The organism is Agriterribacter humi, assembly GCF_009192765.1.
Classification (GTDB): domain Bacteria; phylum Bacteroidota; class Bacteroidia; order Chitinophagales; family Chitinophagaceae; genus Agriterribacter; species Agriterribacter humi.
This window is the reverse complement of sequence record NZ_VOHQ01000005.1, coordinates 304960-331323: the sequence shown is the minus strand read 5'-3', so window position 1 is coordinate 331323 and position 26364 is coordinate 304960. Positions and strand designations below refer to the sequence as shown.

Here is a 26364-nt window from a genome sequence, read left to right as displayed (position 1 = left end):
GCATTATATTGGATTAGATTTAAGGAAATAAAACTCCTCGTATGAAACGTATCATTTTTTTCGGAGCCTTTTTAAGCTTCTTTTTTATCGCTTCATCTTCATCTTCATTTGCACAGGGAATTAAGCTCGCCATCCATGCCGGCGCAAATATGGGCAAGCTGGAAGGCAAATCTTTTGAGGATGAATTTCAATTGGGCTATCATTTCGGCGTTGCACCTGAAATTATGTTTTCTCCAAAATGGGGCATTCAACCTGAGGTATTGTTTAATCAAACCAATACCACCACATCAAGCGATTTTGAGGATATTTATAAAGTATCAGCAAATGAATTAAAAGATGTAAAGCTGAATTATTTAAGTATTCCGCTGATGCTTTCTTACAAGCCTGTTTCATTCATCACCCTGCAGGCGGGTCCGCAATTCAGCATTCTCATGAATAAACACAGCACCTTCCTTGAAAACGGCAAAGAAGCCTTTAAAAATGGAGATTTTTCAATGGTGGGAGGCGCACAGGTGAATATATTAAAATTAAGGGTATACGGCAGATATGGAATTGGGTTAGCCAATATTAATGATATAGACAAACGCGATAACTGGAAAAGTCAAACGGTACAGTTGGGGGTAGGAATAGCCCTTTAAAAGAATAAAAAAATAATTATTGAAGAATCCGGATGCAATCATCCGGATTTTTTGTTTTTTTACTGGCATTATACTTGACCAACGTAGTATCAAAGCTTTTCAAAGCGCCTTAGCTTTGAAAAGATGTCATATTGACTTTTGAATGGAAGATTATGAAAAGAAGCGATATTTTTTTGCGTCCTGAAGATGAAATGGAGTTTATGCCCATCATCCCTTTGAATGAAGATGAAGCTGAAAATACAGATGAGATCAGCATTCCATCCGAATTGCCTTTGTTGCCCCTGCGCAATACTGTTTTATTTCCGGGAGTGGTTTTACCTATAACCGTTGGTAGAGACCGGTCTATAAAAGCTGTAAATGATGTATACAGGACTGACAAACTGGTAGGCGTTGTAGCACAAAAAGACAGTACGGTAGAAGACCCAACTGTAAATGACCTTGAAAATACGGGTACGGTAGCAAAAATAATCAAGCTCATAAAAATGCCCGACGGAGGAACAACCATCATCATCCAAGGACGTAAAAGGTTTGCTATAGAGAAGATTATAGCTGAAGACCCATATTTTAAGGCTGCTATACATTTGCTGGAAGAAGATAAAGTTAATATTGACGATGACCAGCATTTTGCGGCAACGGTAAGCTCCATAAAAGACCTTGCGGCGCAAATCATCCTCCTTTCACCCAATATGCCTTCTGAGGCTTCGGTTATTTTAAAGAATATCGAAAACCCTTCCTTCCTTATCCATTTTGTTAGTAGCAATATCAGCAGCGATTTAAAAGAAAAGCAGGACCTGCTCGAAATGAATGATATAAAAGTGAGGGCCGAAAAATTAATGCACCTGCTTAACCGGGAACTGCAGTTTGCGGAATTAAAAAACCAGTTAACCAACCGTACCAAAACAGAATTAGACAAACAGCAAAAGGAATATTTTCTGCAGCAACAATTAAAAAGCATAAAGGAAGAACTGGGTGGGGATGTTAATGAAAGAGAGATAAGGGAAATGCAGAAAAAAGCGGACGCTAAAAAATGGCCGGATGCTGCAAAAGAAGCCTTTAAGAAAGGGATAGAAAAGCTGGAACGCATGCATGTTTCCACGCCGGACTATTCTGTCGTATATAATCATCTTGACCTGATGCTGGAACTGCCCTGGAATGAGGGAACAGTAGATTCTTATGATCTTGGGAAAGCCAAAAAAATACTTGACCGGGATCATTATGGAATGAATAAGATAAAGGAGCGCCTGCTGGAATACCTGGCAGTGTTAAAATTAAAAGGCGACATGAAAAGTCCCATCCTTTGTTTTGTAGGCCCTCCGGGCATTGGTAAAACATCTTTGGGAAGAAGTATTGCGGCGGCCCTGAACCGGAAATATGTAAGGCTTAGCCTGGGTGGTTTGCACGATGAAAGTGAGATCAGGGGACATCGTAAAACCTATATCGGCGCAATGCCCGGGCGTATCCTTCAGTCTATACGAAAAGCAAAGTCCTGTAATCCGGTAATTATTTTAGATGAGGTAGATAAAGTGGGAAGTGACTTCCGTGGTGATCCATCTTCTGCATTACTTGAAGTATTGGATCCCGAGCAAAACCATACTTTTTACGACAATTACCTTGAACTCGAATATGATTTAAGTAAGGTGTTGTTTATCGCAACCGCCAACGATATTCAGCATATTCAGCCGGCATTGAGAGACAGGCTCGAAATTATTGACCTTAACGGATATGCGGTTGAAGAAAAAGTACAGATCGCCAAACGGCATCTTCTTCCCAAGCAAAAAGAGCTACATGGGTTAAAGAACTTAAATATAAAGGTGGGCGATAGTGTTTTGGAAAAAATAGTTGAAGATTATACCAGGGAAAGCGGGGTGCGGGAGTTAGACAGGCAGTTGGCTTCCATTATGCGTTCCTTAGCAAAAGAATATGCTATAAAGGGAAAGCTAAAACCCAGTCTTACTGCAAAAGATGTAGAAAGAATATTGGGCAGGGCAAGGTATAGCAACGATCTATATAAGATAGCCAATATGGCCGGAGTAGCGGTTGGATTGGCCTGGACATATGTTGGAGGCGATATACTATTCATTGAAACCACTCAAAGCGATGGTAAGGGCGAACTGAAACTAACGGGCAACCTGGGTAATGTGATGAAAGAAAGCGCCACAACGGCATTAACCTACCTTCAGTCCAACGCCCGTAAATATGGTATAGATCCTGAGTCGTTTCAAAAAAAGAACATTCATATACACGTTCCTGAAGGAGCGGTGCCGAAAGACGGACCCAGCGCCGGCATTACCATGATGACAGCCATAGCTTCGGCGCTTACCGGGCGCAAAGTAAAACCTTACCTGGCAATGACCGGTGAAATTACCCTCCGTGGTCAGGTATTGCCCGTTGGCGGTATAAAGGAAAAGATACTTGCCGCCAAACGTGCAGGCATGAAAGAGGTGGTAATGTGCTGGCAAAACGAAAAAGATGTACAGGAAATCAATTCAGATTTTATTAAAGGCATGAAATTTCACTATGTTAAGAACATGCAGCAGGTACTGGATCTGAGTTTGGTTTAGGGCAGATCATTGATCTTTGATAATAAAAAAAAGAAATTTCTATATTTTTTTTGTCTGATGGGAACTTTTCTACGTATTTATACGACTATTGTGTAATAGTTACCCTAAATACACCAGACATGATTAAAGTTGTGATTGCCGATGACCATCCCGAAATCAGAAATGCCTGGTCGCTCTTTCTTCAAAGTCATGAAAACATCAATGTGGTAGGAACATGTACCAATGGGGAAGAAACTATAAAAAAAGTAAAGGAATTACAGCCGGATATTGTGCTGATAGATATCAATATGAAGCCCGTTTCGGGCATTGAAGCCACGCAAAAACTATCTCTTGATCATCCTGAGGTTAAAGTGATTTGTGTTTCTTTTCATACTTCACCGGTTTATATAAAAAAGATGATGGACGCCGGGGCGAGGGGTTATGTGTTTAAATATTCCGTTGCAGAAGATCTTATAGAAGCAATTGATGAAGTATACAAAGGAAATATTTTTGTAGGCAAAGGACTAAAGCCGGGGAATAACCAATAACAATACTTCATTGAACAGGGCCATAGCCCGGAATGTCCCTCTTTCGTTTTCTGCATTTCAAGTATCTTTGCCCACTTATGGATATTTCAAAAACAGTAGCTTTCCATACCCTGGGCTGCAAGCTTAATTTCGCTGAAACATCTACACTTTCACGCATGCTGGAGCATGAAGGATTTCAGAAAAAGCCATTTGAGGATATTGCCGATGTATATGTAATCAACACCTGCTCTGTTACTGATAACGCCGATAAGGAATGCCGCCAGTTGGTGCGCCGGATCCAGCGCAAATCACCGCAAAGCCTGGTGGTTATCACAGGATGTTACGCACAGTTAAAACCTAAGGAAATTGCAGGAATAAAGGGTGTGGACCTGGTACTGGGCGCCGCAGAAAAATTTAATATAGCCGCTCATCTTAAAGAATTATCCAAAGGCGATTCCGCAAAAATATCCAGTTGCGATATTGAAGAAATATCAGGATTCAACAGTTCCTTTTCGGTAAACGACCGTACCCGCACTTTTTTAAAAGTGCAGGATGGCTGTAGCTATAATTGCTCTTTTTGCACCATACCCATGGCAAGGGGCAAAAGCAGGAGCGATACCATTGCCAATGTGGTTGCCAATGCAAAGGAACTTGCGGGTAAAGGAGTAAAGGAAATTGTATTAACCGGGGTTAATTTGGGCGATTTTGGAATAAATGAAACAGCAAGTAATTCCGGTATAAAAAGAAACGAGGATTTCTTTCAGCTTATACAACAACTGGACCAGGTAGAAGGAATAGAACGGTATCGCATCTCGTCTATAGAGCCTAACCTGCTTACCAATGATATTATATCCTTTGTGGCGGGCAGTAAAAAATTTATGCCGCATTTTCATATTCCCCTGCAAAGCGGAAGCAACCGCATATTAGGATTGATGCGCCGCAGGTATAAACGCGAATTGTATGCAGACCGGGTGGCCGCCATCAAATCATTAATGCCGCATTGCTGTATTGGAGCGGATGTAATTGTAGGTTTTCCGGGTGAAACGGAAGAGGATTTTAACAGCACATTCAATTTTTTGCACGGGCTGGATATTTCCTATCTCCATGTTTTTACCTACTCCGAAAGAGACAATACGGCTGCGCTTTCTATTAAGCCCGTTGTTCCGGTACATACCAGGCACGAGCGCAATAAAACGCTGCGTAATTTGTCGTATATGAAAATGCAATATTTTACGGGGCAGCATGCCGGGCAAACCCGCAAAGTATTATTTGAAGGCCGCCATAAAAATGGTATGATGGAAGGGTATACGGACAATTATATAAAAGTTGCCGTGCCTTACAGGGAAGAAATGGTAAACAGCATTGCGGAGTGGACGATATAATGGCTATCTCTTAACAGTTTTTGTGTTATAATTGCTCCAGACATTAAAGGTGAGGTGAGGAGGATTAAAACAATGAAAAAATTCCAGGTTTCTATAAAGTTTCACATGAATGATGAATTCATGGCCCTTATTCCCGAACACCGCGCATACGTTAATACGCTCATTGAAAAGTCGGTGATTGACCAGTATGTGGTTACCCTTCAATCGCAAAAGATATGGATCACCATGTCGGCTAAAAATAAAAGGGAGGTTAAAAAGCAGCTTTCAGGCTCTCCCTTATACAAATACTGGGAATTTGAGATTGAAGAATTGAATGTAATTGACGGGCAATTGCACAGGTTGCCGGCGGTACAGTTGAATTAGGAGGAGAAGGTTTAAAATTAAGGTGGCGAACAGATACTATAAATTCCTCTGCCCGCTTAATATTCGCAACATACAACATATCTTCAGACTAATCGCAAGAGCGTTCCAGTGTTATATGTCACCAATATTCTTGCTCCAATTGAATTTACGGGTTAAAAAAATGTCATAATATAGATGAGCAATATCACAGCGATGGTAATGCAAAACCTGGCTCCGATAACAATGTAAAAATACCAATGAGGAATATAGCGAACAGGAATGAAAGATTCCTTGCAAGGGGTAACAATAGTTGGTGTTAACGTATTTGTAGCACTGGTGGCATTGACTAATATAATATCACCTTAAAATGGTATTGACCACTAATATAAGGTTTTGTATTTTCTTATTTTAAATCATAAAAACCAATAAACATGGCAGTAAAAAAAAGTTCAACCGGGAAAAAGGTTAACAAAAAAGGGGGCGTTGCTAAAAAAAAAATTACTAAAAGCATAGGCCCTCTGAAAAAATCAGGTTCTTCAGTCAAGGAAAAAGCGTTAAAGAAACCGGGCATTGTATCTGTTATTAGTAAAAACAAAGTGCTGTACATTGACGCCTCTTTTTTCTTTCCGCCAGGTAACGGAGGATATACGGATAATTACCAGGACGGAAGATACTCAGCCAATGGCATGTTGATTGCGCCGATTTTATTGCGGGTGGGATCAGTTATGAAAAGTGTTACAATATATTATAAAAATAATACTTCCGAAGATATTACCGTATGGATTCTAAAGCATCATATTGATCATCATGCTCCCTCCGGTGAGATTGAAGTAACATATGAAGCCTGCTCTCCCGGAACTTCTGTTCCGGACAATTTCCTTCAAAAAGTAATAAATCACTTTGATGCCGGAGGAAAAATATTGGATAAATACATGTACCATATAGAAATTGGGCCAACCATGAAAACCGCTACTGAAGAAAGATTATTGAGAGGCATACGGATAGCTTATACAGAACCTGCTTAATTATTTTTCTTTAGTAAACGCTGCGTAGTATCCTCGTATAACGGATAGTAAATACTATATAACAAAAAAGGTTTTGATTAAACAATCAAAACCTTTTACCATGTGGGAGCACACGGGTTCGAACCGCGGACCCTCTGCTTGTAAGGCAGATGCTCTGAACCAGCTGAGCTATGCTCCCAATATTTTTTAGAGCTTTCTTTTATCCCTTTTTGTAAAGGGAGTGCAAAGATAAGAGATCAATTGTTTTGACAAAATTTTTTTCCATTTTCACTACAGTAAAAAATAAAAACATTCGCACGCTTAATTCTATGGAAATATCCCCAGCTCCGCATAGCTGGTACCTACTTTGTTTATCGCTACCACATAGGCTGCGGTGCGCATATCTGGAATATCGGGATTGCTTTTCCAAACCTCTGTGATTTCCCTGGTAGCGCCAATCATGGTTTCTTCCAGGCCGCTATATACCAGGTCTGCTTCATCCGGCCCATGCATAATAATTTCTCTTTCTTTTGCCTTCACTTCTTTGCCGGTTAAGTCCTCTATCTGGGTGAGTATAATACTGTTCTGGTTTTCGGTAAAACGCTTTTCCATCCTCCCATATCTTACATGGCTTAGATTTTTAAGCCATTCAAAATAACTTACGGTTACACCGCCAGCATTGAGGTACATATCGGGCACAACCAATATTCCTTTCTTTATAAAAATTTCATCTGCCTCCGGGGTGAGTGGTCCGTTGGCAGCTTCCCCTATAATTTTGGCTTTAATACGGGGTGCATTTTCGCCGTTAATTACATTTTCCAGTGCAGCCGGTATTAAAATATCACAATCCAGTTCCAGCACATCCGGCGAATGGAGAATATTGGTTGCACCCGGAAAATTAAGAATGGTGCCTTCTTTTTTCCGGTGCTGAAATACTTCCTCTTCATTTAATCCTCCGGGGTTAAAAATGGCGCCTTCAAGTTCTGCCAGTGCAATAACAGTAGCGCCTCCTTCCCGGAAAAATTTAGCAGCATGGTAGCCCACATTGCCCAGCCCCTGAACAATCACCCTTTTCCCCTTAATACCTTTAGATAATCCGGCTTTCTCCATCATATCCGGCATAGAACATATTTCTCTTATGCCGTAAAAAACACCCAAACCGGTTGCTTCTCGTCTTCCGCGTACGCCCCCCTGGGTAACGGGTTTTCCTGTTACGCAGCCCAGTGCATCAATTTCGCCGGGTTTCATGCTGGTGTATGTATCCAATATCCACGACATTTCTCTTTCACCCGTTCCGTAATCCGGTGCAGGAACATCGGTTCCCGGGCCAATAAAATTCTTTTTGATCAGTTCGTGTGTATAGCGGCGGGTAATTTTTTCCAGTTCATAGGGCGTGTATTTTTTGGGATCAATATTAATACCGCCTTTGGCGCCTCCAAAGGGAACATTTACAATGGCGCATTTATAGGTCATTAATGCGGCCAGGGCCATTACTTCATCAAGGTTTACCGTAGTGGCGAACCGTATGCCTCCTTTGCAGGGCGTTTTATGGTGAGAATGTTGTACCCGGTAAGCTTTTATTACCTCAATTTTATCGCCTATTTTAACGGGGAAGTGCATCCGGTATACCGAATTGCATTGTTTGATCTGTTCTAATATTCCGGGATCCCATGCGGTGAATTTTGCGGCTTTGTCGAAACTTGCTAAAACAGCATCGAAGAAACTATACTCCTGGTGGGTAGACATATAGCAATGTTTTTAAGGTTCCAATCGTGAATGCAATAATAACCCGAAGCTGAGAAAATTATTGTTTTTGATTTTCTTTTTCCAGCCGGCTTACTTTCCTGTCAATGTTTATCAGAAAAAGGAGCAATCCAATGAAAATGACCGCAAGCACGGCCACTACTACGTAAATCTTACCATTGCTGCGCAATCCATCCGCCATTTCCACTTTTTCCTGGGCATAAACAGATTGTGCTGCAACAAACAATAGTACCGCGAAGAGGGGTTTTTTTACAGATGAATTAAACATGTAAAAGGTTTTTATCTTCTATTTTACGAAACCGGATGATGATGGTGCTGATCCAGATACCCAAAAGTATAAAGCCCGGTACCGCAGCCGGCCAGAATATCATCCGCATACGCGTGTCCATGTCTCTGGGGTCAGCACCGGGGTTTCCCATGCCACCGGGGTGCAATGATTCCATCATACGGGGAATGATCCACAATGCAGGCAGCAGCATGGCGAAAGCGAATATATTGTATACTGCGCCTACTCTTGCCCGTTTGTCTATATCTGTAATGGAATTTCTTAATACAAAATAAGCTGCATATATCAATAAAGCTATCGCTGCGCCAATTTGTTTGATATCGTTGCTCCAGGGCTTACCCCAGGTATAATTGGCCCATATGGCACCTGTTATAATACCGAGTATACCATACAGCATACCAGTTGAGGCATACGAGGTTGCTTTGATGTCGCTTAATAAATCGGGGTTTCGCAAAAAACGGATAGAATGGTATACAGAGCAGCCGCACAACGTCATCATCCCAAACCACATGGGTACATGAAAATAAATATTCCGTATGGTTTCATTCAAAATGGCTTTTCGGGGTACTTCCATCAAAAGACCGCCAAGCAATACGTAAATCAATAAAACGATGCAAAGTATCTTCCACCAGGATTTCTTCATCCTTTTTCTATTATTTAATGCCGCAAACCTACATCAATTTAGCGAATGAACAATGCGTTTAATCTTTCCATAAAAATGGAAAAAGGATAATTGCCATTATCATAACCAGTAAGTCTAATCCGCAAAGCAGCCAAACCATATCGGCTAAAGCTCCCGCCTGGAAGGCTTCTCCCAAGCCGGCTTTGGAAATTCGCATCAGCAACAGCAATTGCGGAATGATGATCGGAAAGCCCATGATTGCCATTAAAGAAGCCTGTTGCTGTGCTTTTGCAGCAATAGCAGCCAGCATGGTAAATACAAGGCTCAGGCTTACGGATCCAATACATACTATGCCGGTAAATTGCCAGAAGTTTATCAACGGGTTACCCAGGAGCGCACGAAAAAGCACGAGGCTGATCAAACTCATCAGCAACATAATAAAGGTATTGTACAACAACTTGGCAAGAATAAAGTGCTGCGGTCCTGCAATGGCATAAAAGTACAGCATCCTTCCCCTGGTTTCCTGTAAAAAGCTTTTGGCTACCGCATTTACGCAGATAAACAACTGGATGATCCAGAATAACCCGTTCCACACATCGCTTTCGGGTTGTTGTATGGCCAGGTATAATACAAATATGGATGAAGCCACATACAGCAAAACGCCGTAAAAAGTATATTGCTGCCTGAGTTCCAGTAGCAGGTCTTTTTTTAAAAGTGTTATGACGTGTTTGTACATGCAGCAAAGTTAGGGGATGGAGAGGTATGTGGAGGGGTGGGATTGTTAGAGGTTTCAGGTTGCAGGGAGAGAGACGGGAGACGGGGAAACGATAGACGGGAAAAGTGAAAGATTTATCCTCTCACTTCTCACGTTTCACTTCTCACCATAAGGTTGCAGGTTGCAGTATCTGAGGTGAAAGTAAGACCGCAAGACTGTAAGACTGTAAGACCGTAAGATCGTGATATCCTAAGATATGGAAAATTCACTTTTTGCTATCACCCTAAATCAGAAAATCAAAAATCAGAAATCAGAAATCCCGCATCATTCTTCCAAATTATAACAATACCTGCACCTGGGTTCATATATATCCCTTTCACCTATCACTACCTGTGCCTCATGCGCTGTTTTGCGATACGAATAATTGGCAATGTTGCCACACCGCACACATATGGCGTGGAGCTTGGTAATGTATTCGGCAGCAGCAAGCAAATTGGGCATTTGTCCAAACGGCCTTCCCGAATAATCCATGTCGAGCCCGGCAACAATTACTCTTATACCCTGCAGGGCCAATTGATTGCACACCGTTGAAATTTCATCATCAAAAAACTGCGCTTCATCAATACCAACCACATCCACATTGCGTGCAGGCGATAATATAGCTCCGGCGTTTTCAACCGGTGTTGACAAAATAGAATTTTCATCGTGGGAAACGATTTCGTTTTCATGATACCGGTTATCCATTGCAGGTTTAAATATCTCAACCCGCATGTTCGCGATCTTTGCACGTTTTAATCTCCTGATCAATTCTTCTGTTTTTCCGCTGAACATTGAGCCGCATATCACTTCTATCCATCCTCTTCTTTCTCCTTTGATGTGCGGTTCGGTAAACATTTGTGATTATTTTATGGCAAGGTGTTTGTAACTTCACCGAAAATAATGTATAATATATTCTTAATTAAACAGACGCTCAAAAATACCATATTCAAATGGAACGTATCGGCGTTTTAATAAACAAATTACAGGAACTTTACCAGCAAAATGCTCCTCCGGATCAAATCATTCATGTAGCGCAGATGTTACAAACAGAACTGTTCCTGCTCAAACAGCAGCAACATGCTCCTGAACGTAAAAAAATTGCAGTAATGATGCCGGGCGGTATATCTGTTGCCAATACGGAACAATTGGCAAGTAAAACGGGCAATGATAAAAGCAATGATAAACCGGAAACCAGCGATCAAATAAATATAAGTTCAGATGAGGATGCAATAACGCTGCCATCAAAAAACGGATCCGGAAATAGGGGATCTGTTGCAGCACCGGCGTTTAATGTACTGGAAGAGGTGCCCACGCTGTCTCATCAGCCACAGGTAAAAGAGCTTAATGAAGTAATGGGCAGAGGAGAACCCTCACTCAATGAGAGATTGTATGAACAGAAAACAGAGCTGGGTGAAAAATTAAAAGAAGAACCACTTAAGGATATTAAGAAAGCGATTGGTGTAAATGACCGGTTCATTTTTATTACAGAGCTTTTTCGGGGAGACGAAGCGATGTATGAAAGATCGCTAAAGACCATCAACCATTTTACCATTTATCCCGAAGCCGAGTTCTGGATATTACGTGAACTGAAACTGAAACTAGGATGGAATGAAGAACACCCTGCGGTGAAGCAATTTGATCAGTTGGTAAGAAGACGATTTTTATAAATATAGTCCATTATATAACCGGTAGCGCCGGCGCTGGCATATACATATTGTTTTGCAGCCTCTCCTTTTTCTTTCAGCAAATTTTCATTTTCCCATAACTCTTTCAGCCTGGCTTCTAATTCCAGTGCGTTTTCTATACTAATTGCCCCACCGGCATCTTCAAGTTCAATAGCTTCAAAATGCTTTTGATACACGGGGCCAAAGAAAACCGGTTTGCCATATACCGCAGCTTCCAGTATATTATGAAGTCCCGACTCACCAAATCCGCCGCCTACATATGTTATGTCGGCATACTTATATAAGCGTGAAAGCATGCCTATATTATCTATGATCAGTGTATTGATCACTTCATTAGGCTGTGCAGACCCTGCAAGCGCATCAAAAGCTTTAACAGCCTCATTATGAAAAGGTTTTGATTGCAAAGCTGAAAAAAGAACGGATCGGGGAAATTCCTTTTGCAGGTCTTTTATATTTTCTTCGTCAACCTCATGGGGTGCTATAATAAATCTTATATCCGGGTTCACTCTTACATAATGTGTCAATTCTTCTTCATCTTCCGTCCAGGTACTGCCGGCAACCAGTACTTTGTGCCCCGAACAAAATTTTGCCACGGCAGGTATATGTTCGAAAGCCTCTGCAATTTCAATTACCCTGTCAAAACGGGTATCGCCCGATACGGTTACATTTTCACTAAACCCTATTGCTGCCAATTTTTGAGCTGATGCTTCTGTTTGTACGAAAAAATGAGTAAAACAGGCAAGCAGTCTTTTGCGGTATAATTTGTAAAAAGCGTTTTCATTTTGTAACAAACCCGATATGAGCAAAACAGGTATGTCTTTTCTTTTTAACTCCTGCAAATAATGCAGCCAGAATTCATATTTCACCCACAGTACCAGGGTAGGATTAATATAGTTAACAAATGTTGCAGCATTTGAAGCTGTATCTAAGGGCAGATAGCATACCAGGTTTACACCCTTGTAACCCTTCCTGATTTCATATCCCGAAGGAGAAAAAAAAGTAAGTATGATTTTTGCCTGTGGATGCCGTGCCTTTATTTTTTCTAAAAGTGGTCTTCCCTGTTCAAATTCGCCCAAAGAAGCACAATGCATCCATATGGTGGGATTACCATTGGGTAAATTTTCCAGTGTTTTGGACAGTTTTTCGAAGAATCCCTTTCGGCCATCTTTCCATTGCTTCGCTTTGGGATTCCACAGGGAAGCGACTTTCATGGCAAAACCATATATATTGATGAATAGATTGTAAAATTTTGTGATCACTTTTATAATGATTAAAATATGGCACAAAACTAATACCTATTGCTTATCCTATGCATATTTTACTATTTTTGCACCCATTTACAAAAAAGAAAGATATATGCGGCCTATTCAAATGGTAGATCTTAAGCAGCAGTATGAACATATCAAACCAGATGTAGACGAAGCTATTCATAATGTGCTTGATAGTTGTGCTTTTATTAATGGAAAACCTGTTCAGGATTTTGCCCGGCACCTGGCCGGTTATTCAGGATTAAAGCATGTAATACCCTGCGCCAATGGAACAGATGCTCTTCAAATTGCATTAATGGCCCTTGGGCTTGAGCCTGGCGATGAAGTTATTACACCTTCCTTTACTTATATCGCTACCACCGAGGTAATAGCATTGCTGCGCTTTAAACCGGTTTTTGTTGAAGTAGACCCGCAAACTTTTTGTATATCCCCTGAGGCTGTTGAAAAAGCCGTTACGCCCAAAACCCGGGCTATAGTGCCGGTTCATTTGTATGGCCAATCCGCCAATATGGAAGAGATTATGCGGATAGCTGAAAAATATAATCTGCATGTGGTTGAAGACAATGCACAGGCAATCGGCTGCGATTATACTTTTACCAATGGCATAAAAAAGAAAACGGGCACTATCGGCACTATTGGCTGTACTTCTTTCTTTCCTTCTAAAAACCTGGGTTGTTACGGCGATGGAGGTGCAATGTTTACCAACAATGATGAACTGGCTGAACGGTTAAAAATGATCGCCAATCATGGACAAAAAGTAAAATATTATCATGAGGTTGTAGGTTGCAATTCGAGGCTGGATACTTTACAGGCTGCTATATTGAATATTAAACTTAAAAAGCTCGATGATTACATAGCTGCAAGGCAAAAGGCCGCCGCTTACTATAATAAAGCTTTTGCGAACCAGCCTAAAATCACAACTCCTTTTACTGCATCTTATACCAACCATGTATTTCATCAGTACACATTGATCTTGAATGATGTAAACAGGGATGAGCTTAATAAATATCTTGCGGAGCATCATATCCCTTCCATGATTTATTACCCTGTACCTGCGCACCGGCAAAAGATGTTTGAAGCATTTGGCGGAGCAGCTTACCAGTTGCCTCAAACAGACTGGCTGACGGAAAGGGTTATTTCCCTGCCCATACATACAGAATTAGATGAAGAACAACTTGCCTTTATTACACAAAAAGTACTATCGTACATTAATTAATTAATTACATAAATATAGATATAAATGAAAATTGCTGTAGTAGGAACAGGATATGTAGGTTTGGTTACAGGAACCTGCTTTGCCGAGACCGGTAATACAGTTACTTGTATAGATATTGATAAAACCAAAGTGGAAAAATTAGGCAATGGTGAGATTACTATATATGAACCGGGACTTGAGAAAATTTTTCTCCGGAATCTGAAAGAAGGACGGCTGCATTTTACTACCAGCCTTTCTGAAGGAACTGAAGATGCCGAAGTTGTTTTTTTAGCGCTTCCAACGCCTCCGGGAGAAGATGGCTCGGCCGATTTAAAATATATACTGGGTGTTGCGAAAGAACTGGGCAAAATTCTTAAACCGGGTCAATACAAAGTTATTGTAGATAAAAGCACGGTTCCGGTTGGAACTGCTGAAAAAGTGGAGCAGGCTATAATTGAAAGTTCTGGTGCTGCTATTTCCAACGGTGAAAAAGACAGTCACAAAGGGGCTTTTGATGTAGTATCTAATCCTGAATTTTTGCGTGAAGGGGTAGCTGTAGATGATTTTATGAAGCCCGACAGGGTAGTAATAGGAACATCTTCAGAAAAAGCGAAAAAGGTAATGACCGACTTGTATGCACCCTTTGTGCGCCAGGGAAACCCGGTTATTTTTATGGATAAGCGCTCGGCTGAACTCACCAAATATGCCGCTAATTCTTTTCTCGCTACCAAAATATCTTTTATGAATGAAATAGCCCAGTTGTGTGAGAAGCTGGGTGCAGATGTTGATATGGTTCGGCGCGGCATTGGAAGCGATGACAGGATAGGCAAAAGGTTTTTGTTTCCCGGTATTGGCTATGGCGGAAGTTGTTTTCCAAAAGATGTACAGGCTTTGGTAAAAAGCGCTGAAGAAATCAGCTACGACTTTAAAATACTGAATGCGGTAATGGAGGTTAACCAAAAACAGAAGCTGCATTTGGTAACCAAAATAAAAAAGTATTTTAATGATGATCTTAAGGGGAAGAAAATTGCATTGTGGGGATTGGCCTTTAAGCCGAATACAGATGATATAAGAGAAGCTCCGGCATTGGAAATTATTGATGCTTTATTGCAGGAAGGCGTATCCATTGCGGCATATGATCCGGAGGCTATGAATAATGTTCGACAGGTGGCAGGCGATAAAATCGTTTTTGCCGCCAACCAGTACGATTGCCTGAAAGATGCCGATGCATTGGTGATTGCTACAGAATGGAATGAGTTCAGAACACCTGATTTTCTGAAAATTGTATCCAACCTGAAACGCAAAGTGATTTTTGATGGCAGAAACTTATTTGATGTTAACGCTATTCGTGAATTGGGGTTTTATTATGAGAGCATAGGACGGCCGGTAATTTCTCAGTAAACAAAAAGGAAATGAAAAAAAGAGTATTAGTAACAGGAGCAGCAGGATTTTTAGGGTCTCATCTTTGCAACAGGTTTATTAAAGAAGGTTACCATGTTATTGGCATGGATAATTTGATTACAGGCGATCTTAAAAACATCGAATCGTTGTTTGCATTGGAACAATTTGAATTTTATCATCATGATATTTCAAAATTCATTCATGTTCCCGGGCATATAGATTATATTCTTCATTTTGCATCGCCGGCAAGTCCTATTGATTATCTTAAAATTCCTATTCAAACTTTAAAAGTCGGTTCATTAGGTACGCATAATTGTCTTGGATTAGCTAAAGCCAAAGGAGCAAGAATATTGGTTGCTTCCACTTCGGAAGTATATGGCGATCCTTTGGTGCATCCGCAAACAGAAGATTATTGGGGAAATGTAAATCCTGTAGGACCGCGTGGAGTGTACGATGAAGCCAAACGTTTCCAGGAAGCGATCACCATGGCCTATCATACTTTTCATGGAGTTGAAACAAGAATAGTCCGCATTTTTAATACCTACGGTCCGCGCATGCGCCTGAACGATGGGAGAGCTTTGCCCGCATTCATTGGGCAGGCACTCCGTGGCGAAGACCTTACTGTATTTGGTGATGGCTCGCAAACCCGCTCTTTCTGTTATGTAGACGACCTTATTGAAGGCATTTGCAGGTTACTGTACAGCGATTATATTCATCCCGTAAATATTGGAAATCCCGATGAAATCACTCTCAGGGATTTTGCTGAAGAAATAATTAAACTTACAGGAACACATCAGAAAATTGTATATAAGCCGTTACCTACAGACGACCCGAAGCAACGACAACCTGATATAGGCCGTGCCAAAAAAATATTGGAATGGGAGCCTAAGGTAAGTCGTGCAGAAGGATTGAAAATTACATATGATTATTTCAAATCTTTACCTAAAGAGGAATTATATAAACTACCCAAGGAATTTAAAAAATAACTTTTATGTTAATCTACCAGGATATTATTGACAAGAAGGCTAAATTGGCCGTAATAGGATTGGGCTATGTTGGCTTACCCATTGCACTCGAATTTGCAAAAAGTGTGAGTGTGATTGGTTTTGATATTAATGCCAAACGCATTGATATGATGAAACAGGCCATTGACCCAAGTAACGAACTGGAAGCTTCGGCTTTTGAAGGATGTGATATTGAGTTCACCAATTCGCTGGATGTATTGAGAGAAGCGAAATTCTTTATCGTTGCCGTTCCAACCCCCGTTGATGATCATAACGTTCCGGATCTTTTGCCGGTAAAAAAAGCTTCTGAAACCATTGGTAAAGTAATTAAGGCTGGCGATTATGTGGTTTACGAATCCACCGTATATCCGGGTTGCACTGAAGAAGATTGCCTCCCCATTATTGAAGAGCTGAGTGGTTTAAACCTGAATATTGATTTTAAATTAGGCTATTCACCGGAACGTATTAACCCGGGCGATAAGGAACATACACTATCCAGGATTATTAAAGTAGTATCGGGATCGGACGCAGTATCACTTGAGGAAATTGCTAAAACGTATGAGATTGTTGTAAAGGCAGGCGTACATAAAGCCTCATGCATTAAAGTAGCCGAAGCGGCAAAGATCATTGAAAACACGCAACGCGATCTGAACATCGCTTTAATGAATGAGCTATCCATTATTTTTGATATGGTGGGCATCAATACCTATGAAGTGCTGGAAGCTGCCGGAACCAAATGGAACTTCCTGAAATTTCAGCCTGGCCTGGTGGGCGGACATTGTATAGGGGTTGATCCTTATTATTTAACCTATAAATCGAGCGAACTGGGCTACGAATCGCGTGTTATACTTGCAGGCCGCGTAATTAACGATGAAATGCCTTTATATGTGGCTAAAAAGGTAGTGCAGCATATTATTAAGCATGCAAAAGAAGCAACCGGCGCACGTGTATTGATTATGGGTGCAACATTTAAAGAAAATGTAAGTGATATCCGCAATTCAAAGATCATTGATATGATAAAAGAGTTGAGAGCATTTTCATTAAACGTAGATATTGTTGATCCCTATGCCGATAATGCGGAACTGCAGCACGAATATGGATTTCCGCTTTCTCCCGCAATCGGAAAGAACTACGATGCTGTTATATTAGGCGTTGCGCATAATGAGTATAAAAGCCTGACGGAGGAATATTTGCTTGGAATTACCAATCCCAATGCCATTTTTGCCGATCTGAAAGGATTGTATAGAAATAAGTTTGCAAATTTGAAATATTGGAGTTTGTAATGGCACAGTATATTAAAACCATTGCTGTAACAGGAGGCGCCGGCTTTATCGGTTCTCATGTTATTCGCTTATTTGTAACGAAATACCCCGCTTATCGCATCGTTAATATTGATGCGCTGACCTACGCCGGTAACCTTGAAAACCTAAGGGATATTGACCGGCTTCCCAATTATATTTTTGAACATGCCGATATTTGCAATGAACAACAAATGGATCAGTTATTCGGCAAATACGCTTTTGATGGGGTGATACATTTGGCCGCTGAAAGTCATGTTGACCGTTCCATAATGGATCCGCTTGCCTTTGTAAAAACAAATGTACTGGGTACGGCTGTATTGCTCAATACCTGCCGGAAATATTGGAATGACGACTATAGCAATAAACTTTTTTATCATGTTTCTACCGATGAAGTATATGGCTCATTAGGAGAAACCGGTTTTTTTACGGAAGAAACGCCTTATGATCCACGTTCACCGTATTCAGCTTCCAAAGCTTCTTCCGATCACATGGTAATGGCCTACTATCACACGTACACATTGCCAGCAGTAATATCCAATTGCTCCAACAATTATGGATCGCACCATTTTCCGGAAAAGCTGATCCCCCTGATGATCAATAATATTAAGAACAATAAACCGCTTCCGGTTTACGGAAAAGGAGAAAATGTAAGAGACTGGTTGTGGGTGGAAGATCATGCCAGGGCTATTGATACAATTTTTCACAAAGGCAGGGCAGGAGAAACCTATAATATTGGCGGGTACAACGAATGGAAAAATATAGACCTCGTTAAACTGCTCTGTGCTATAATGGATACGAAATTGGGCCGACCCAAAGGGGAATCGGAAAAACTTATTACATACGTTAAAGACCGCTCTGGTCACGATCTGCGCTATGCCATTGATGCAACCAAATTGAATAATGAATTAGGCTGGAAGCCTTCGCTGCAATTTGAGGAAGGTTTGGAAAAAACGGTAAACTGGTACCTTCAGAACCAGGAATGGATCAACCATGTTACATCCGGCCAATATCAGCAATTTTATGCAGACCAATATGTAAAGCGATAAAAGAACATTCGTATCTTCATGCATATTAAATACAGTATTTTGCTGTACTGTAATACAACCAGATTTCCATGTCGTTTATAAAAACCGGTTTCCCAGGACTTCTTATTTTTCAGCCTGTTGTATTTGAAGATGCAAGGGGATTTTTCTTTGAAAGTTATAACGAAAAAATTTTTAACGAAGGTGGAGTAGATTATCAATGGATGCAGGACAACCAGTCTTTTTCGCACTATGGAGTAATCAGGGGCTTGCACTATCAGAATCCTCCCAAAGCGCAGTCAAAACTTGTACGCACCCTAACCGGGAAAATATTAGACATAGCGGTGGATATAAGAGCAGGCTCACCTTCCTATGGCAAAGTATATAGCGTTGAGCTTTCTTCCGAAAATAAGTTGCAACTGCTTATTCCTGCAGGTTTTGCTCACGGTTTTTCTGTCTTAAGTGAAAATGCAACCGTATTGTACAAGTGCGATAATTTGTATGATAAAGCTGCTGAAGGTAGTATTGCATACAATGATCCTTTTTTAAATATTGACTGGAAAATTCCGCCTGGCAAAGCAATACTTTCCGATAAAGACCAGGGTCATCCCTTATTAAAAGACTGTAAAAACCGTTTTGTATTTGAAGGATAACCATTATCCATGCACAAATTAAAAATACTTGTAACCGGCGCTGGTGGACAACTGGGTAAATCCATAAAGGATATTGCAGCATTCTATCCCGGCTTTGAATTTGTTTTTTTATCTAAACAGGATATGCCTGTTGAACAAAAAGCTAAAACAGAAGCTGTTTTTGATGCTGTTAGACCGCAATTTTGTATTAATTGCGCAGCATACACCGCTGTTGATAAAGCCGAATCAGATAAAGAAAGCGCATTTCTTATCAATGCGGAAGGAGTTAAAATACTTGCGGATGCATGTACAGCTTACCAATCAAAATTTTTACACATCTCTACCGATTATGTTTTTAACGGGCAGTCATCCGTTCCTTACAAAGAAGATGCAGACGTTGACCCCCTGAATATTTATGGCGCTTCCAAGGCAAAAGGCGAGGCGTTGTCCATAGCAAATAATGTGGAAACTATAATTATACGCACATCCTGGGTGTACAGTGAGCATGGCAGTAATTTTGTAAAGACCATGATGCGCTTAATGAAAGAAAAAAAGGAACTGAATATAGTGAATGACCAGGTGGGCTCTCCAACGTATGCAAATGATCTGGCCCAGGCTATTATGCAAATCATCATTAGTAAGCTTTGGTTACCGGGCATCTATCATTACTGCAATGAAGGAAATATCAGTTGGTACGATTTTGCAATGGCTATAAAAGAAATGACCGGAGCCAGTTGCATCCTGCATCCTGTACCCGCCACTGCATATCCGGCTCCCGCCAAACGTCCTTCCTTTTCGCTGCTTGATACATCAAAGATCAGGGAAACCTATGGGGTGAATATTCCCTTGTGGAAAGAAAGCCTCAGGAAGTGTATAGATAATATGCAGCAGGCATAAAAGATCATGCTTATCACAGGTCTGCCAGGAACTGAGAATGAATATAGGCTGCCACATCTGTCAGGTTTTTTGTGTTTTCATGAACAGCCAGTTGCCGGTCGGCGCCGGTGCCCTGATCAATTATTTTTTGCACATTGCCAAGCCGGTGCCTTGATCCGAGGTGATCTACCATATCATCTACAAAATCAAGCAATTCATATATCAGCACTCTCGTATTTACTTCTTCTTCTTTGCCAAAATCAATCAGGTGCCCGTCTAACCCATACCTGCTTGCTCGCCATTTGTTTTCGTTTACCAGTGCCCGGGAGTATTGTATGAAATTCATGTTTTCCATCCTGAGCTTGTAAAGCTTGGCGCATATAGCCTGGAACAAAGCGGTAATGGCTATGGTTTCATCTACGGTTAACGGCACATCACAAATACGAAATTCAACGGTGTTAAAAAAAGGATGAACACGCAGATCCCACCATATTTTTTTTGCGTTATCAATGCAATTGGTTTTGATCAGCAGGTTTACATAATTATCATAGGCTTCAATGCTTTCAAAATAGTCGGGTATGCCGGTGCGCGGAAATTTATCGAATACTTTTGTCCGGAATGATTTAAAGCCTGTATATCTTCCCTCCCAGAAAGGAGAGTTGGTGCTGAGCGCAAATACATGCGGTAAAAAATACCTGGCCGAATTGGCGATATGTATAGCCATTCTGCGGCTTTCCATACCTACATGCACATGCAAGCCAAAAATAAGGTTGCTCCGGGCTGCATCCTGCATTTCATTTACAATTTCATGATAACGTATATGATCTGTAATAAGCTGCCTTTCCCACAAACTGAAAGGATGTGTACCTGATGCGCCCATTGCAAAGCCAAGATCGCCTGCAATGCCTGCAATGGTTTTACGCAGCAGTCCTACATCGTTATATGCAGCATCTATATCTTCACATACATCCGTACCTACTTCCACCACCGCCTGGTGCATTTCTGCCTTTACTTTATCCTTTATGATCTTTTGTCCTTCAGATACAATTTTTTGTTCATGGCTTTTAAGTTCAAAGGTAGTGGGGTCAATCACCATGTACTCTTCTTCCACGCCAAGGGTAAATTGTTTGTAATTCAGATTAGCCATATGGTTGGTTTCGTTTAGTCAATCGGGGAAAATCGAATTGATAAAGTTTAATTAATAAAAAGTAAATCATAAATCCACGCGAGCCATCCTTGTACAGACGAATGAAACTCCCGACAGATCAATATCAAATCTTAAATTTCAAATTACGTTAATGGCTGCTTTTCTACACTCCGCTTCACATATTCGCCCCAGGTAAGGTTATCTGATCCTTCTTTGCAGTTTTGCGCTCTTTCAATAGCATAATTGGCTGAAGTTTCCACAACCCACTCAAAATTTTCTTCACCCACGCTGCTTTTCTCCGCATCAGGAGCAGGATTGCAGAAATCAATAGCGTAAGGTACGCCGTTGCGAAGAGCTAATTCTACGGTATTAAAATCATAGCCAAGAAATTCGTTAAGCCGCAGCACAATTTCTTCCATAAGCTGATATCGTTCCGGTGATGGCTTAAAATCGCTTACATACCGCAGGTGATGTGGATTGCGGGGTTCATAAGGCATAATACGTACATGCTTGCCACCAATACAATAACACCTGTAATATTCATCAAATACAATCTCCTCCTGGAGCAGCATAACCAATTCGCCGGTTTCTCCATGCTTATCAAAAAAATCCTCCATGCTGTCTAACTTGTATACATTTTTCCACCCTCCTCCTGCAAATGGCTTCATGTATGCAGGGAATCCAACATAATTAAAAATTCCTTCCCAGTCCAATGGAAAAGCAAGATTGGCAAACGATTCGTCAGATGTGTCTGCCGGTAAATTCCTGGAGGGTAGAATTACTGTTTTGGGAACAGGGACGTTAATTTTTGTAGCAAGGGCGTTATTAAAAAATTTTTCATCTGCGCTCCACCAAAAAGGATTATTAATTACCGCTGTACCGCTGATGGCTGCATTTTTAAGAAAGGCACGGTAAAAGGGAACGTCCTGCGATATACGGTCCACTATTACGGCATACCCGCTTGGTTCGCCCTGCATTACTTTATTAATAGATACAGATTCGGCAATAATACCATCAGGCTTTTTGCTGTTAATCCTTTCTATAAAAGCATTGGGAAAGGACCTTTCTTTACCGTGCAGGATTCCGATTTTTTTCATACTGTTTTTTTCTCCGTGCGGTATCGCCCGGGTATTTATAATAGGTTGTTAAGTGCATTGTAAGATAGCTAAAAACTATTTTACCAGATCAAATTATCTTTAAATCTTTCCATTATATTTGGTGTTGATGCTGATAAAAAAGGAAACCATAATACCATTAAAAAAACTGCAACTTCCTTCCCGTTACCTGCAGCGCGAAGTGCGTGTTGATTTTTTTATGACCCATTCTTTTCACGAAAAGAATGAAGTAAGTTTATTGCTCATCAATGACGGTCAAAATATGGAAGAACTGGGTTTGGCCGGCATCCTTTCCGGCTTATACCGGCAAAATGCAATTCATTCTTTACTTTGCGTGGGTATATATTGTGGTGATGACCGGAAAAATGAATATGGCACCGCATTCGTTACAGATTACAAAGGGCGCGGTGCTAAAGCGGCTTTATATACTCAATTTATATTAGAGGAATTGCTCCCTTTCATACGCATGCAAACCGGTATTGTTTCTTTTAAAGAAAAATCTTTTGCCGGTTTTTCCTTAGGCGGACTGTCTGCATTGGATATTGTATGGAATCATCCAAAAGAATTTGTAAAAGCAGGGGTTTTCAGCGGTTCATTCTGGTGGCGGTCGAAGGGGCTTGATGAAGGGTATATTGAAGCTACCGACCGCATTATGCATGCCTGTATACGGGAGGGCGGTTATTATCCCTGGCTTAAATTCTTTTTTGAAACCGGAACGCTTGATGAAACGGAAGACCGCAATAATAACGGAATTATTGATTGCATTGATGATACAATTGGACTGATAGAGGAACTGGAACATAAAGGATATAAAAGGCAACGCGATATTGAATATCTTGAGCTAAAGGACGGCAGGCATGATGTGGCCACATGGGCAAAAGCTATGCCGGTATTTTTAAAATGGGGGTGGGGGAAGACAATTTGAAAATGGGGAAATTTGAAAATGTGGAAATGAAGAGCGCACTGCATAATCCGGAAGAGCGCAATTGTAATAAAACCTGCGTATAAAATAAAAGAGACATCTTGCAAGGGAGTCTCTTTTGTTTTTAATGAATGTATAATCCGTTAATTGAACATATAACGCAATCCTATTTGCATACTCCATGTAGGAGTAGTGGCAGTTACATCTCTGAATGCCGTTGTGGTCAAAATGATTTGCCCGCCTGTCTGCACAGTGTTCATGGTAAAAGTGGGTACTCCATCCGCTGTTACACTTGCCTTTTTAAGCAACATTAAAGAATCCGCTTTTACCTGAAATGGTGGTGTAAAATGTTCCTGATGGTTCATGAGTGGCGATAATGGTGGCGCCTTCGAGTGGGAAACCGGTAGAGTCGGAAATTGTTCCTGTAATACTGCTGGTAGTAACCTGGCTATGCCCCAATAGGGTTGCCATCAGTACAATGACTGATAAAAATAGTTTTCTCATTAGTTGCATAACAGATGTTTTTTCTCACTGCAAAGAAAAATCAATCTTTTATAAAACAGGCTGTGTATTATTAACATATTATTACGAATTGGAGGCATCACTAAAATCTCATATATGGGTTGCCGGCAAAATTGTATATGTCTGTTCAAGCTGCCAATTCGTAACTTTGCCAAAATTTCAAAGATGTTCAATACTATTGAAAGTGCGATTGAAGATATAAAGAATGGAAAGCTGGTAATAGTGGTGGATGATGAAGACCGTGAAAATGAAGGAGACTTCATTACTGCTGCTCAGAATGCTACTCCCGAGATCATTAATTTTATGACCAAACACGGAAGAGGACTGGTTTGTGCGCCTTTAACCGAGGAAAGATGTACAGAACTGAATCTTGATCTGATGGTTATCAGCAATACTTCCTTGCATGAAACACCTTTTACAGTATCTGTAGATCTTTTGGGTCATGGCTGCACAACAGGTGTTTCTGCTCACGACCGCTCTAAAACAATCAAAGCTTTAATCAATCCTGAAACAAAGCCTGTCGAATTGGGCAGGCCGGGGCATATCTTTCCTTTAAAAGCGAAAGCTGGCGGGGTATTGAGACGTGCCGGCCATACGGAAGCTACCATTGATCTTGCACGGCTGGCAGGTTTTGATGCGCCATATGGCGGGGTACTGGTAGAAATTATGAATGACGACGGTTCAATGGCAAGGCTGCCTGAATTGCAGGAAATAGCAAAGAAATTTCAGCTTAAGCTGATTACCATAAAAGATTTGATAGAATACCGGTTAAGAGCCGATTCTCTGATAGAAGAAATAGTTAAGGTAGATATGCCCACTAAGTATGGTCATTTTAAGCTCATTATTTTCAGGGAAAGGAACAATCCTTCCAGCGGTGAACATATGGCGTTGATAAAGGGGGAATGGCAAAAGGATGAGCCTGTGCTGGTTCGTGTGCATTCATCCTGCTTTACTGGAGATATATTAGGCTCTCTCCGCTGCGATTGTGGTGATCAGTTACATGAAGCAATGAAATTGGTAGAGAAAGAAGGGAAAGGTGTGGTATTATACATGAACCAGGAAGGCCGTGGAATAGGGCTGGTGAATAAATTGAAGGCATACAAGCTCCAGGAAGAAGGCATGGATACAGTAGAAGCTAACCTGCACCTGGGATTTAAAATGGATGAAAGGGATTATGGTGTAGGTGCTCAGATTTTGCGGCATCTGGGTATTAATAAAATGCGGCTGATAAGTAATAATCCACGCAAGCGGGTAGGTTTAATAGGTTATGGTTTGGATATAGTTGAAAATGTGCCTTTACATATTCATCCAAACCCCCACAACGAAAAATATCTGAAAACCAAACGGGATAAACTAGGACATGAGATCCTCAGTGGGAAATGAGCAGTTTCTACAAAAGTCTTTTATCTATGGGGATAATCCTTTTATACACCACTTTTATTTTTGAGAAATCTTTATGATTGGGATTGATAAGGATATTATTGTCTTCCGGCATAATGGCTGAAGGCAGTTGTAATGCCAGGTATTTATTTTTCTGAATGAAATAATCGCCAATAGCGGCAAGTGAGCCGGGCGATGGATTGGCATACCAGTTTTCCGGCAGATCTTTAATGCCTATAGTAAGAATGTTATCTTCAGGAACTTCTATACAAAGCATACAATAATCATCTGCAGGAATGCCGGCAATATGTGCCACACTTTCCAGCAGGGCCAATGAAGCGGTGGCAGCAGTATATAAAATATAAGTGCCTTTACTGTGCCAGCGGCCGGAATAATTTGCAGCGCCGGTACCCTTCAAATCTTCAATATAAATGCATTTACTGATGCGGTATACCTTTCTCATCAGGCAAAAATTCCATGTTCAATTCTTCCCAATTCATTCATCAGGAGGTCTATCCCCAAAGAAGTATCTAAATATGTTTTGGGCTTTTTATTGCCTAAAGCTATTACGGTGCTGTTCATCCATTGTTTAAAGGCATCCATATTGCCAAAAACTTCTTCCCCACGGCTGTAGAGCTTGGCAAGTTCAATAATTCTTTCAGACTGCTCAGGATTAAGCTTTTGACGGGCAGTATACCTTCTGAGGGTTCTGTCCGAAGTTCTGATGATGGTTGAAATTTCAGCCACGGTTAAACCGGTATTATCCATGAGGTGATCGAGTGATTTTTTGGGAACGCCTTCCCGGATTATTCCGATAAAATCTGCATTATTGCGAATTGGTGATGGCGTTGTTTGCCCTGAAATACCCAGAAGGTGAAGTACACCGCGAACCAGGTTTAAAAAAGGGCTGGAGGGTACCGCCGCAGCGTATGTTACCGCAGGATCTTCCAATATATTTAAAGAAGGATCTTCTATAATATATTTTTTAGGCGTAGCCATATTTTTGATTTATGACCCAAATTTACGGTCATTTGT

General features: G+C 40.9%; 28 protein-coding genes and 1 tRNA gene. 16 read left to right on the top strand and 13 right to left on the bottom strand.

Going from position 1 to position 26364, the window contains the following annotated elements:
- Positions 1-41 precede the first annotated feature (41 nt).
- The 6 genes from FRX45_RS11550 to FRX45_RS11525 all read left to right on the top strand — a co-directional run bounded on the left by FRX45_RS11550 (position 42) and on the right by FRX45_RS11525 (position 6454).
- The gene (locus tag FRX45_RS11550; protein WP_152268575.1) at positions 42-638 is read left to right on the top strand and encodes a porin family protein; all 597 of its coding nucleotides are present in this window, start codon (positions 42-44) and stop codon (positions 636-638) included.
- Between the two features lie 152 nt (positions 639-790).
- Positions 791-3199, top strand: coding sequence for an endopeptidase La (gene lon, locus FRX45_RS11545; protein ID WP_152268574.1), 2409 nt, complete (start codon positions 791-793; stop codon positions 3197-3199).
- Between the two features lie 119 nt (positions 3200-3318).
- Positions 3319-3726 (top strand): response regulator, encoded by a 408-nt coding sequence (locus FRX45_RS11540; RefSeq protein ID WP_152268573.1) that lies wholly within the window; start codon positions 3319-3321, stop codon positions 3724-3726.
- A gap of 77 nt (positions 3727-3803) precedes the next feature.
- Positions 3804-5087, top strand: a complete 1284-nt coding sequence (gene mtaB, locus FRX45_RS11535; protein ID WP_152268572.1) for a tRNA (N(6)-L-threonylcarbamoyladenosine(37)-C(2))-methylthiotransferase MtaB — start codon at positions 3804-3806, stop codon at positions 5085-5087.
- A gap of 72 nt (positions 5088-5159) precedes the next feature.
- Positions 5160-5450 carry a hypothetical protein gene (locus tag FRX45_RS11530; RefSeq protein ID WP_152268571.1) on the top strand — a complete coding sequence of 97 codons (291 nt, stop codon included), beginning with the start codon at positions 5160-5162 and terminating at the stop codon, positions 5448-5450.
- Positions 5451-5860: 410 nt separating this feature from the next.
- Positions 5861-6454, top strand: a complete 594-nt coding sequence (locus FRX45_RS11525) for a hypothetical protein (protein WP_152268570.1) — start codon at positions 5861-5863, stop codon at positions 6452-6454.
- A gap of 103 nt (positions 6455-6557) precedes the next feature.
- Here FRX45_RS11525 and FRX45_RS11520 read toward each other — a convergent pair.
- The 6 genes from FRX45_RS11520 to FRX45_RS11495 form a co-directional block, all read right to left on the bottom strand.
- A tRNA-Val gene (locus FRX45_RS11520) sits at positions 6558-6632 on the bottom strand.
- A 128-nt stretch (positions 6633-6760) separates the two neighbouring features.
- Complete coding sequence (locus FRX45_RS11515; RefSeq protein ID WP_152268569.1) at positions 6761-8179, bottom strand: Glu/Leu/Phe/Val family dehydrogenase; 1419 nt, start codon at positions 8177-8179, stop codon at positions 6761-6763.
- 58 nt (positions 8180-8237) lie between these two features.
- A complete protein-coding gene (locus FRX45_RS11510) occupies positions 8238-8465 on the bottom strand; it encodes a CcmD family protein (protein WP_152268568.1) in 228 nt (75 codons plus the stop codon).
- Positions 8458-9126, bottom strand: a complete 669-nt coding sequence (gene ccsA / locus FRX45_RS11505) for a cytochrome c biogenesis protein CcsA (RefSeq protein WP_152268567.1) — start codon at positions 9124-9126, stop codon at positions 8458-8460. The genes FRX45_RS11510 and ccsA overlap by 8 nt, the downstream gene beginning before the upstream one ends.
- Positions 9127-9184: 58 nt before the next feature.
- Entirely contained in the window at positions 9185-9841 is a 657-nt protein-coding gene (locus FRX45_RS11500) for a heme exporter protein CcmB (RefSeq protein ID WP_152268566.1), read from the bottom strand.
- 303 nt (positions 9842-10144) lie between these two features.
- A complete protein-coding gene (locus tag FRX45_RS11495) occupies positions 10145-10714 on the bottom strand; it encodes a thymidine kinase (RefSeq protein WP_152268565.1) in 570 nt (189 codons plus the stop codon).
- A gap of 95 nt (positions 10715-10809) precedes the next feature.
- Between FRX45_RS11495 and FRX45_RS11490 the strand changes: the two genes are divergently transcribed.
- The gene (locus FRX45_RS11490) at positions 10810-11526 is read left to right on the top strand and encodes a hypothetical protein (RefSeq protein WP_152268564.1); all 717 of its coding nucleotides are present in this window, start codon (positions 10810-10812) and stop codon (positions 11524-11526) included.
- On the opposite strand, the gene FRX45_RS11485 is transcribed toward FRX45_RS11490, so the two are convergent.
- Positions 11499-12803, bottom strand: a complete 1305-nt coding sequence (locus FRX45_RS11485) for a 3-deoxy-D-manno-octulosonic acid transferase (RefSeq protein ID WP_226805275.1) — start codon at positions 12801-12803, stop codon at positions 11499-11501. The two genes, FRX45_RS11490 and FRX45_RS11485, sit on opposite strands and share 28 nt — an antisense overlap.
- 97 nt (positions 12804-12900) lie before the next feature.
- On the opposite strand from FRX45_RS11485, the gene FRX45_RS11480 reads away from it, so the two are divergent.
- The 7 genes from FRX45_RS11480 (at position 12901) to rfbD (ending at position 20264) form a co-directional block, all read left to right on the top strand.
- Positions 12901-14028: a DegT/DnrJ/EryC1/StrS family aminotransferase gene (locus FRX45_RS11480; RefSeq protein WP_152268563.1), complete on the top strand. Its 1128-nt coding sequence runs from the start codon at positions 12901-12903 to the stop codon at positions 14026-14028.
- A gap of 24 nt (positions 14029-14052) precedes the next feature.
- Positions 14053-15408 carry a UDP-glucose dehydrogenase family protein gene (locus FRX45_RS11475; protein WP_152268562.1) on the top strand — a complete coding sequence of 452 codons (1356 nt, stop codon included), beginning with the start codon at positions 14053-14055 and terminating at the stop codon, positions 15406-15408.
- 11 nt (positions 15409-15419) lie between these two features.
- Complete coding sequence (locus FRX45_RS11470) at positions 15420-16394, top strand: UDP-glucuronic acid decarboxylase family protein (RefSeq protein ID WP_152268561.1); 975 nt, start codon at positions 15420-15422, stop codon at positions 16392-16394.
- A 5-nt stretch (positions 16395-16399) separates the two neighbouring features.
- Entirely contained in the window at positions 16400-17695 is a 1296-nt protein-coding gene (locus FRX45_RS11465; RefSeq protein WP_226805273.1) for a nucleotide sugar dehydrogenase, read from the top strand.
- Complete coding sequence (gene rfbB, locus FRX45_RS11460; protein WP_152268560.1) at positions 17695-18759, top strand: dTDP-glucose 4,6-dehydratase; 1065 nt, start codon at positions 17695-17697, stop codon at positions 18757-18759. Before FRX45_RS11465 ends, rfbB begins: the two co-directional genes overlap by 1 nt.
- A gap of 68 nt (positions 18760-18827) precedes the next feature.
- Entirely contained in the window at positions 18828-19388 is a 561-nt protein-coding gene (rfbC, locus tag FRX45_RS11455) for a dTDP-4-dehydrorhamnose 3,5-epimerase (RefSeq protein WP_152268559.1), read from the top strand.
- A 9-nt stretch (positions 19389-19397) separates the two neighbouring features.
- Positions 19398-20264, top strand: coding sequence for a dTDP-4-dehydrorhamnose reductase (gene rfbD / locus FRX45_RS11450; RefSeq protein ID WP_152268558.1), 867 nt, complete (start codon positions 19398-19400; stop codon positions 20262-20264).
- Positions 20265-20277: 13 nt separating this feature from the next.
- Here rfbD and FRX45_RS11445 read toward each other — a convergent pair whose 3' ends face one another.
- Positions 20278-21390: a carboxylate-amine ligase gene (locus FRX45_RS11445; RefSeq protein WP_152268557.1), complete on the bottom strand. Its 1113-nt coding sequence runs from the start codon at positions 21388-21390 to the stop codon at positions 20278-20280.
- 143 nt (positions 21391-21533) lie between these two features.
- Positions 21534-22487 carry an ATP-grasp domain-containing protein gene (locus FRX45_RS11440; RefSeq protein WP_152268556.1) on the bottom strand — a complete coding sequence of 318 codons (954 nt, stop codon included), beginning with the start codon at positions 22485-22487 and terminating at the stop codon, positions 21534-21536.
- 127 nt (positions 22488-22614) lie between these two features.
- On the opposite strand from FRX45_RS11440, the gene FRX45_RS11435 reads away from it, so the two are divergent.
- A complete protein-coding gene (locus FRX45_RS11435; protein ID WP_152268555.1) occupies positions 22615-23430 on the top strand; it encodes an alpha/beta hydrolase in 816 nt (271 codons plus the stop codon).
- Between the two features lie 140 nt (positions 23431-23570).
- Here FRX45_RS11435 and FRX45_RS23290 read toward each other — a convergent pair whose 3' ends face one another.
- Both FRX45_RS23290 and FRX45_RS11430 read right to left on the bottom strand, forming a co-directional pair.
- Positions 23571-23738 (bottom strand): hypothetical protein, encoded by a 168-nt coding sequence (locus FRX45_RS23290; RefSeq protein WP_193311671.1) that lies wholly within the window; start codon positions 23736-23738, stop codon positions 23571-23573.
- On the bottom strand, positions 23728-23940 hold the full coding sequence (locus FRX45_RS11430) for a carboxypeptidase-like regulatory domain-containing protein (RefSeq protein WP_152268554.1): 213 nt from the start codon (positions 23938-23940) through the stop codon (positions 23728-23730). Before FRX45_RS11430 ends, FRX45_RS23290 begins: the two co-directional genes overlap by 11 nt.
- A 174-nt stretch (positions 23941-24114) precedes the next feature.
- On the opposite strand from FRX45_RS11430, the gene FRX45_RS11425 reads away from it, so the two are divergent.
- Complete coding sequence (locus FRX45_RS11425; protein ID WP_152268553.1) at positions 24115-25332, top strand: bifunctional 3,4-dihydroxy-2-butanone-4-phosphate synthase/GTP cyclohydrolase II; 1218 nt, start codon at positions 24115-24117, stop codon at positions 25330-25332.
- A gap of 7 nt (positions 25333-25339) precedes the next feature.
- On the opposite strand, the gene FRX45_RS11420 is transcribed toward FRX45_RS11425, so the two are convergent.
- The gene (locus tag FRX45_RS11420) at positions 25340-25792 is read right to left on the bottom strand and encodes an RES family NAD+ phosphorylase (RefSeq protein ID WP_152268552.1); all 453 of its coding nucleotides are present in this window, start codon (positions 25790-25792) and stop codon (positions 25340-25342) included.
- Positions 25792-26328 carry a type II RES/Xre toxin-antitoxin system antitoxin gene (parS, locus tag FRX45_RS11415; protein WP_152268551.1) on the bottom strand — a complete coding sequence of 179 codons (537 nt, stop codon included), beginning with the start codon at positions 26326-26328 and terminating at the stop codon, positions 25792-25794. The genes FRX45_RS11420 and parS overlap by 1 nt, the downstream gene beginning before the upstream one ends.
- Positions 26329-26364: the final 36 nt, after the last annotated feature.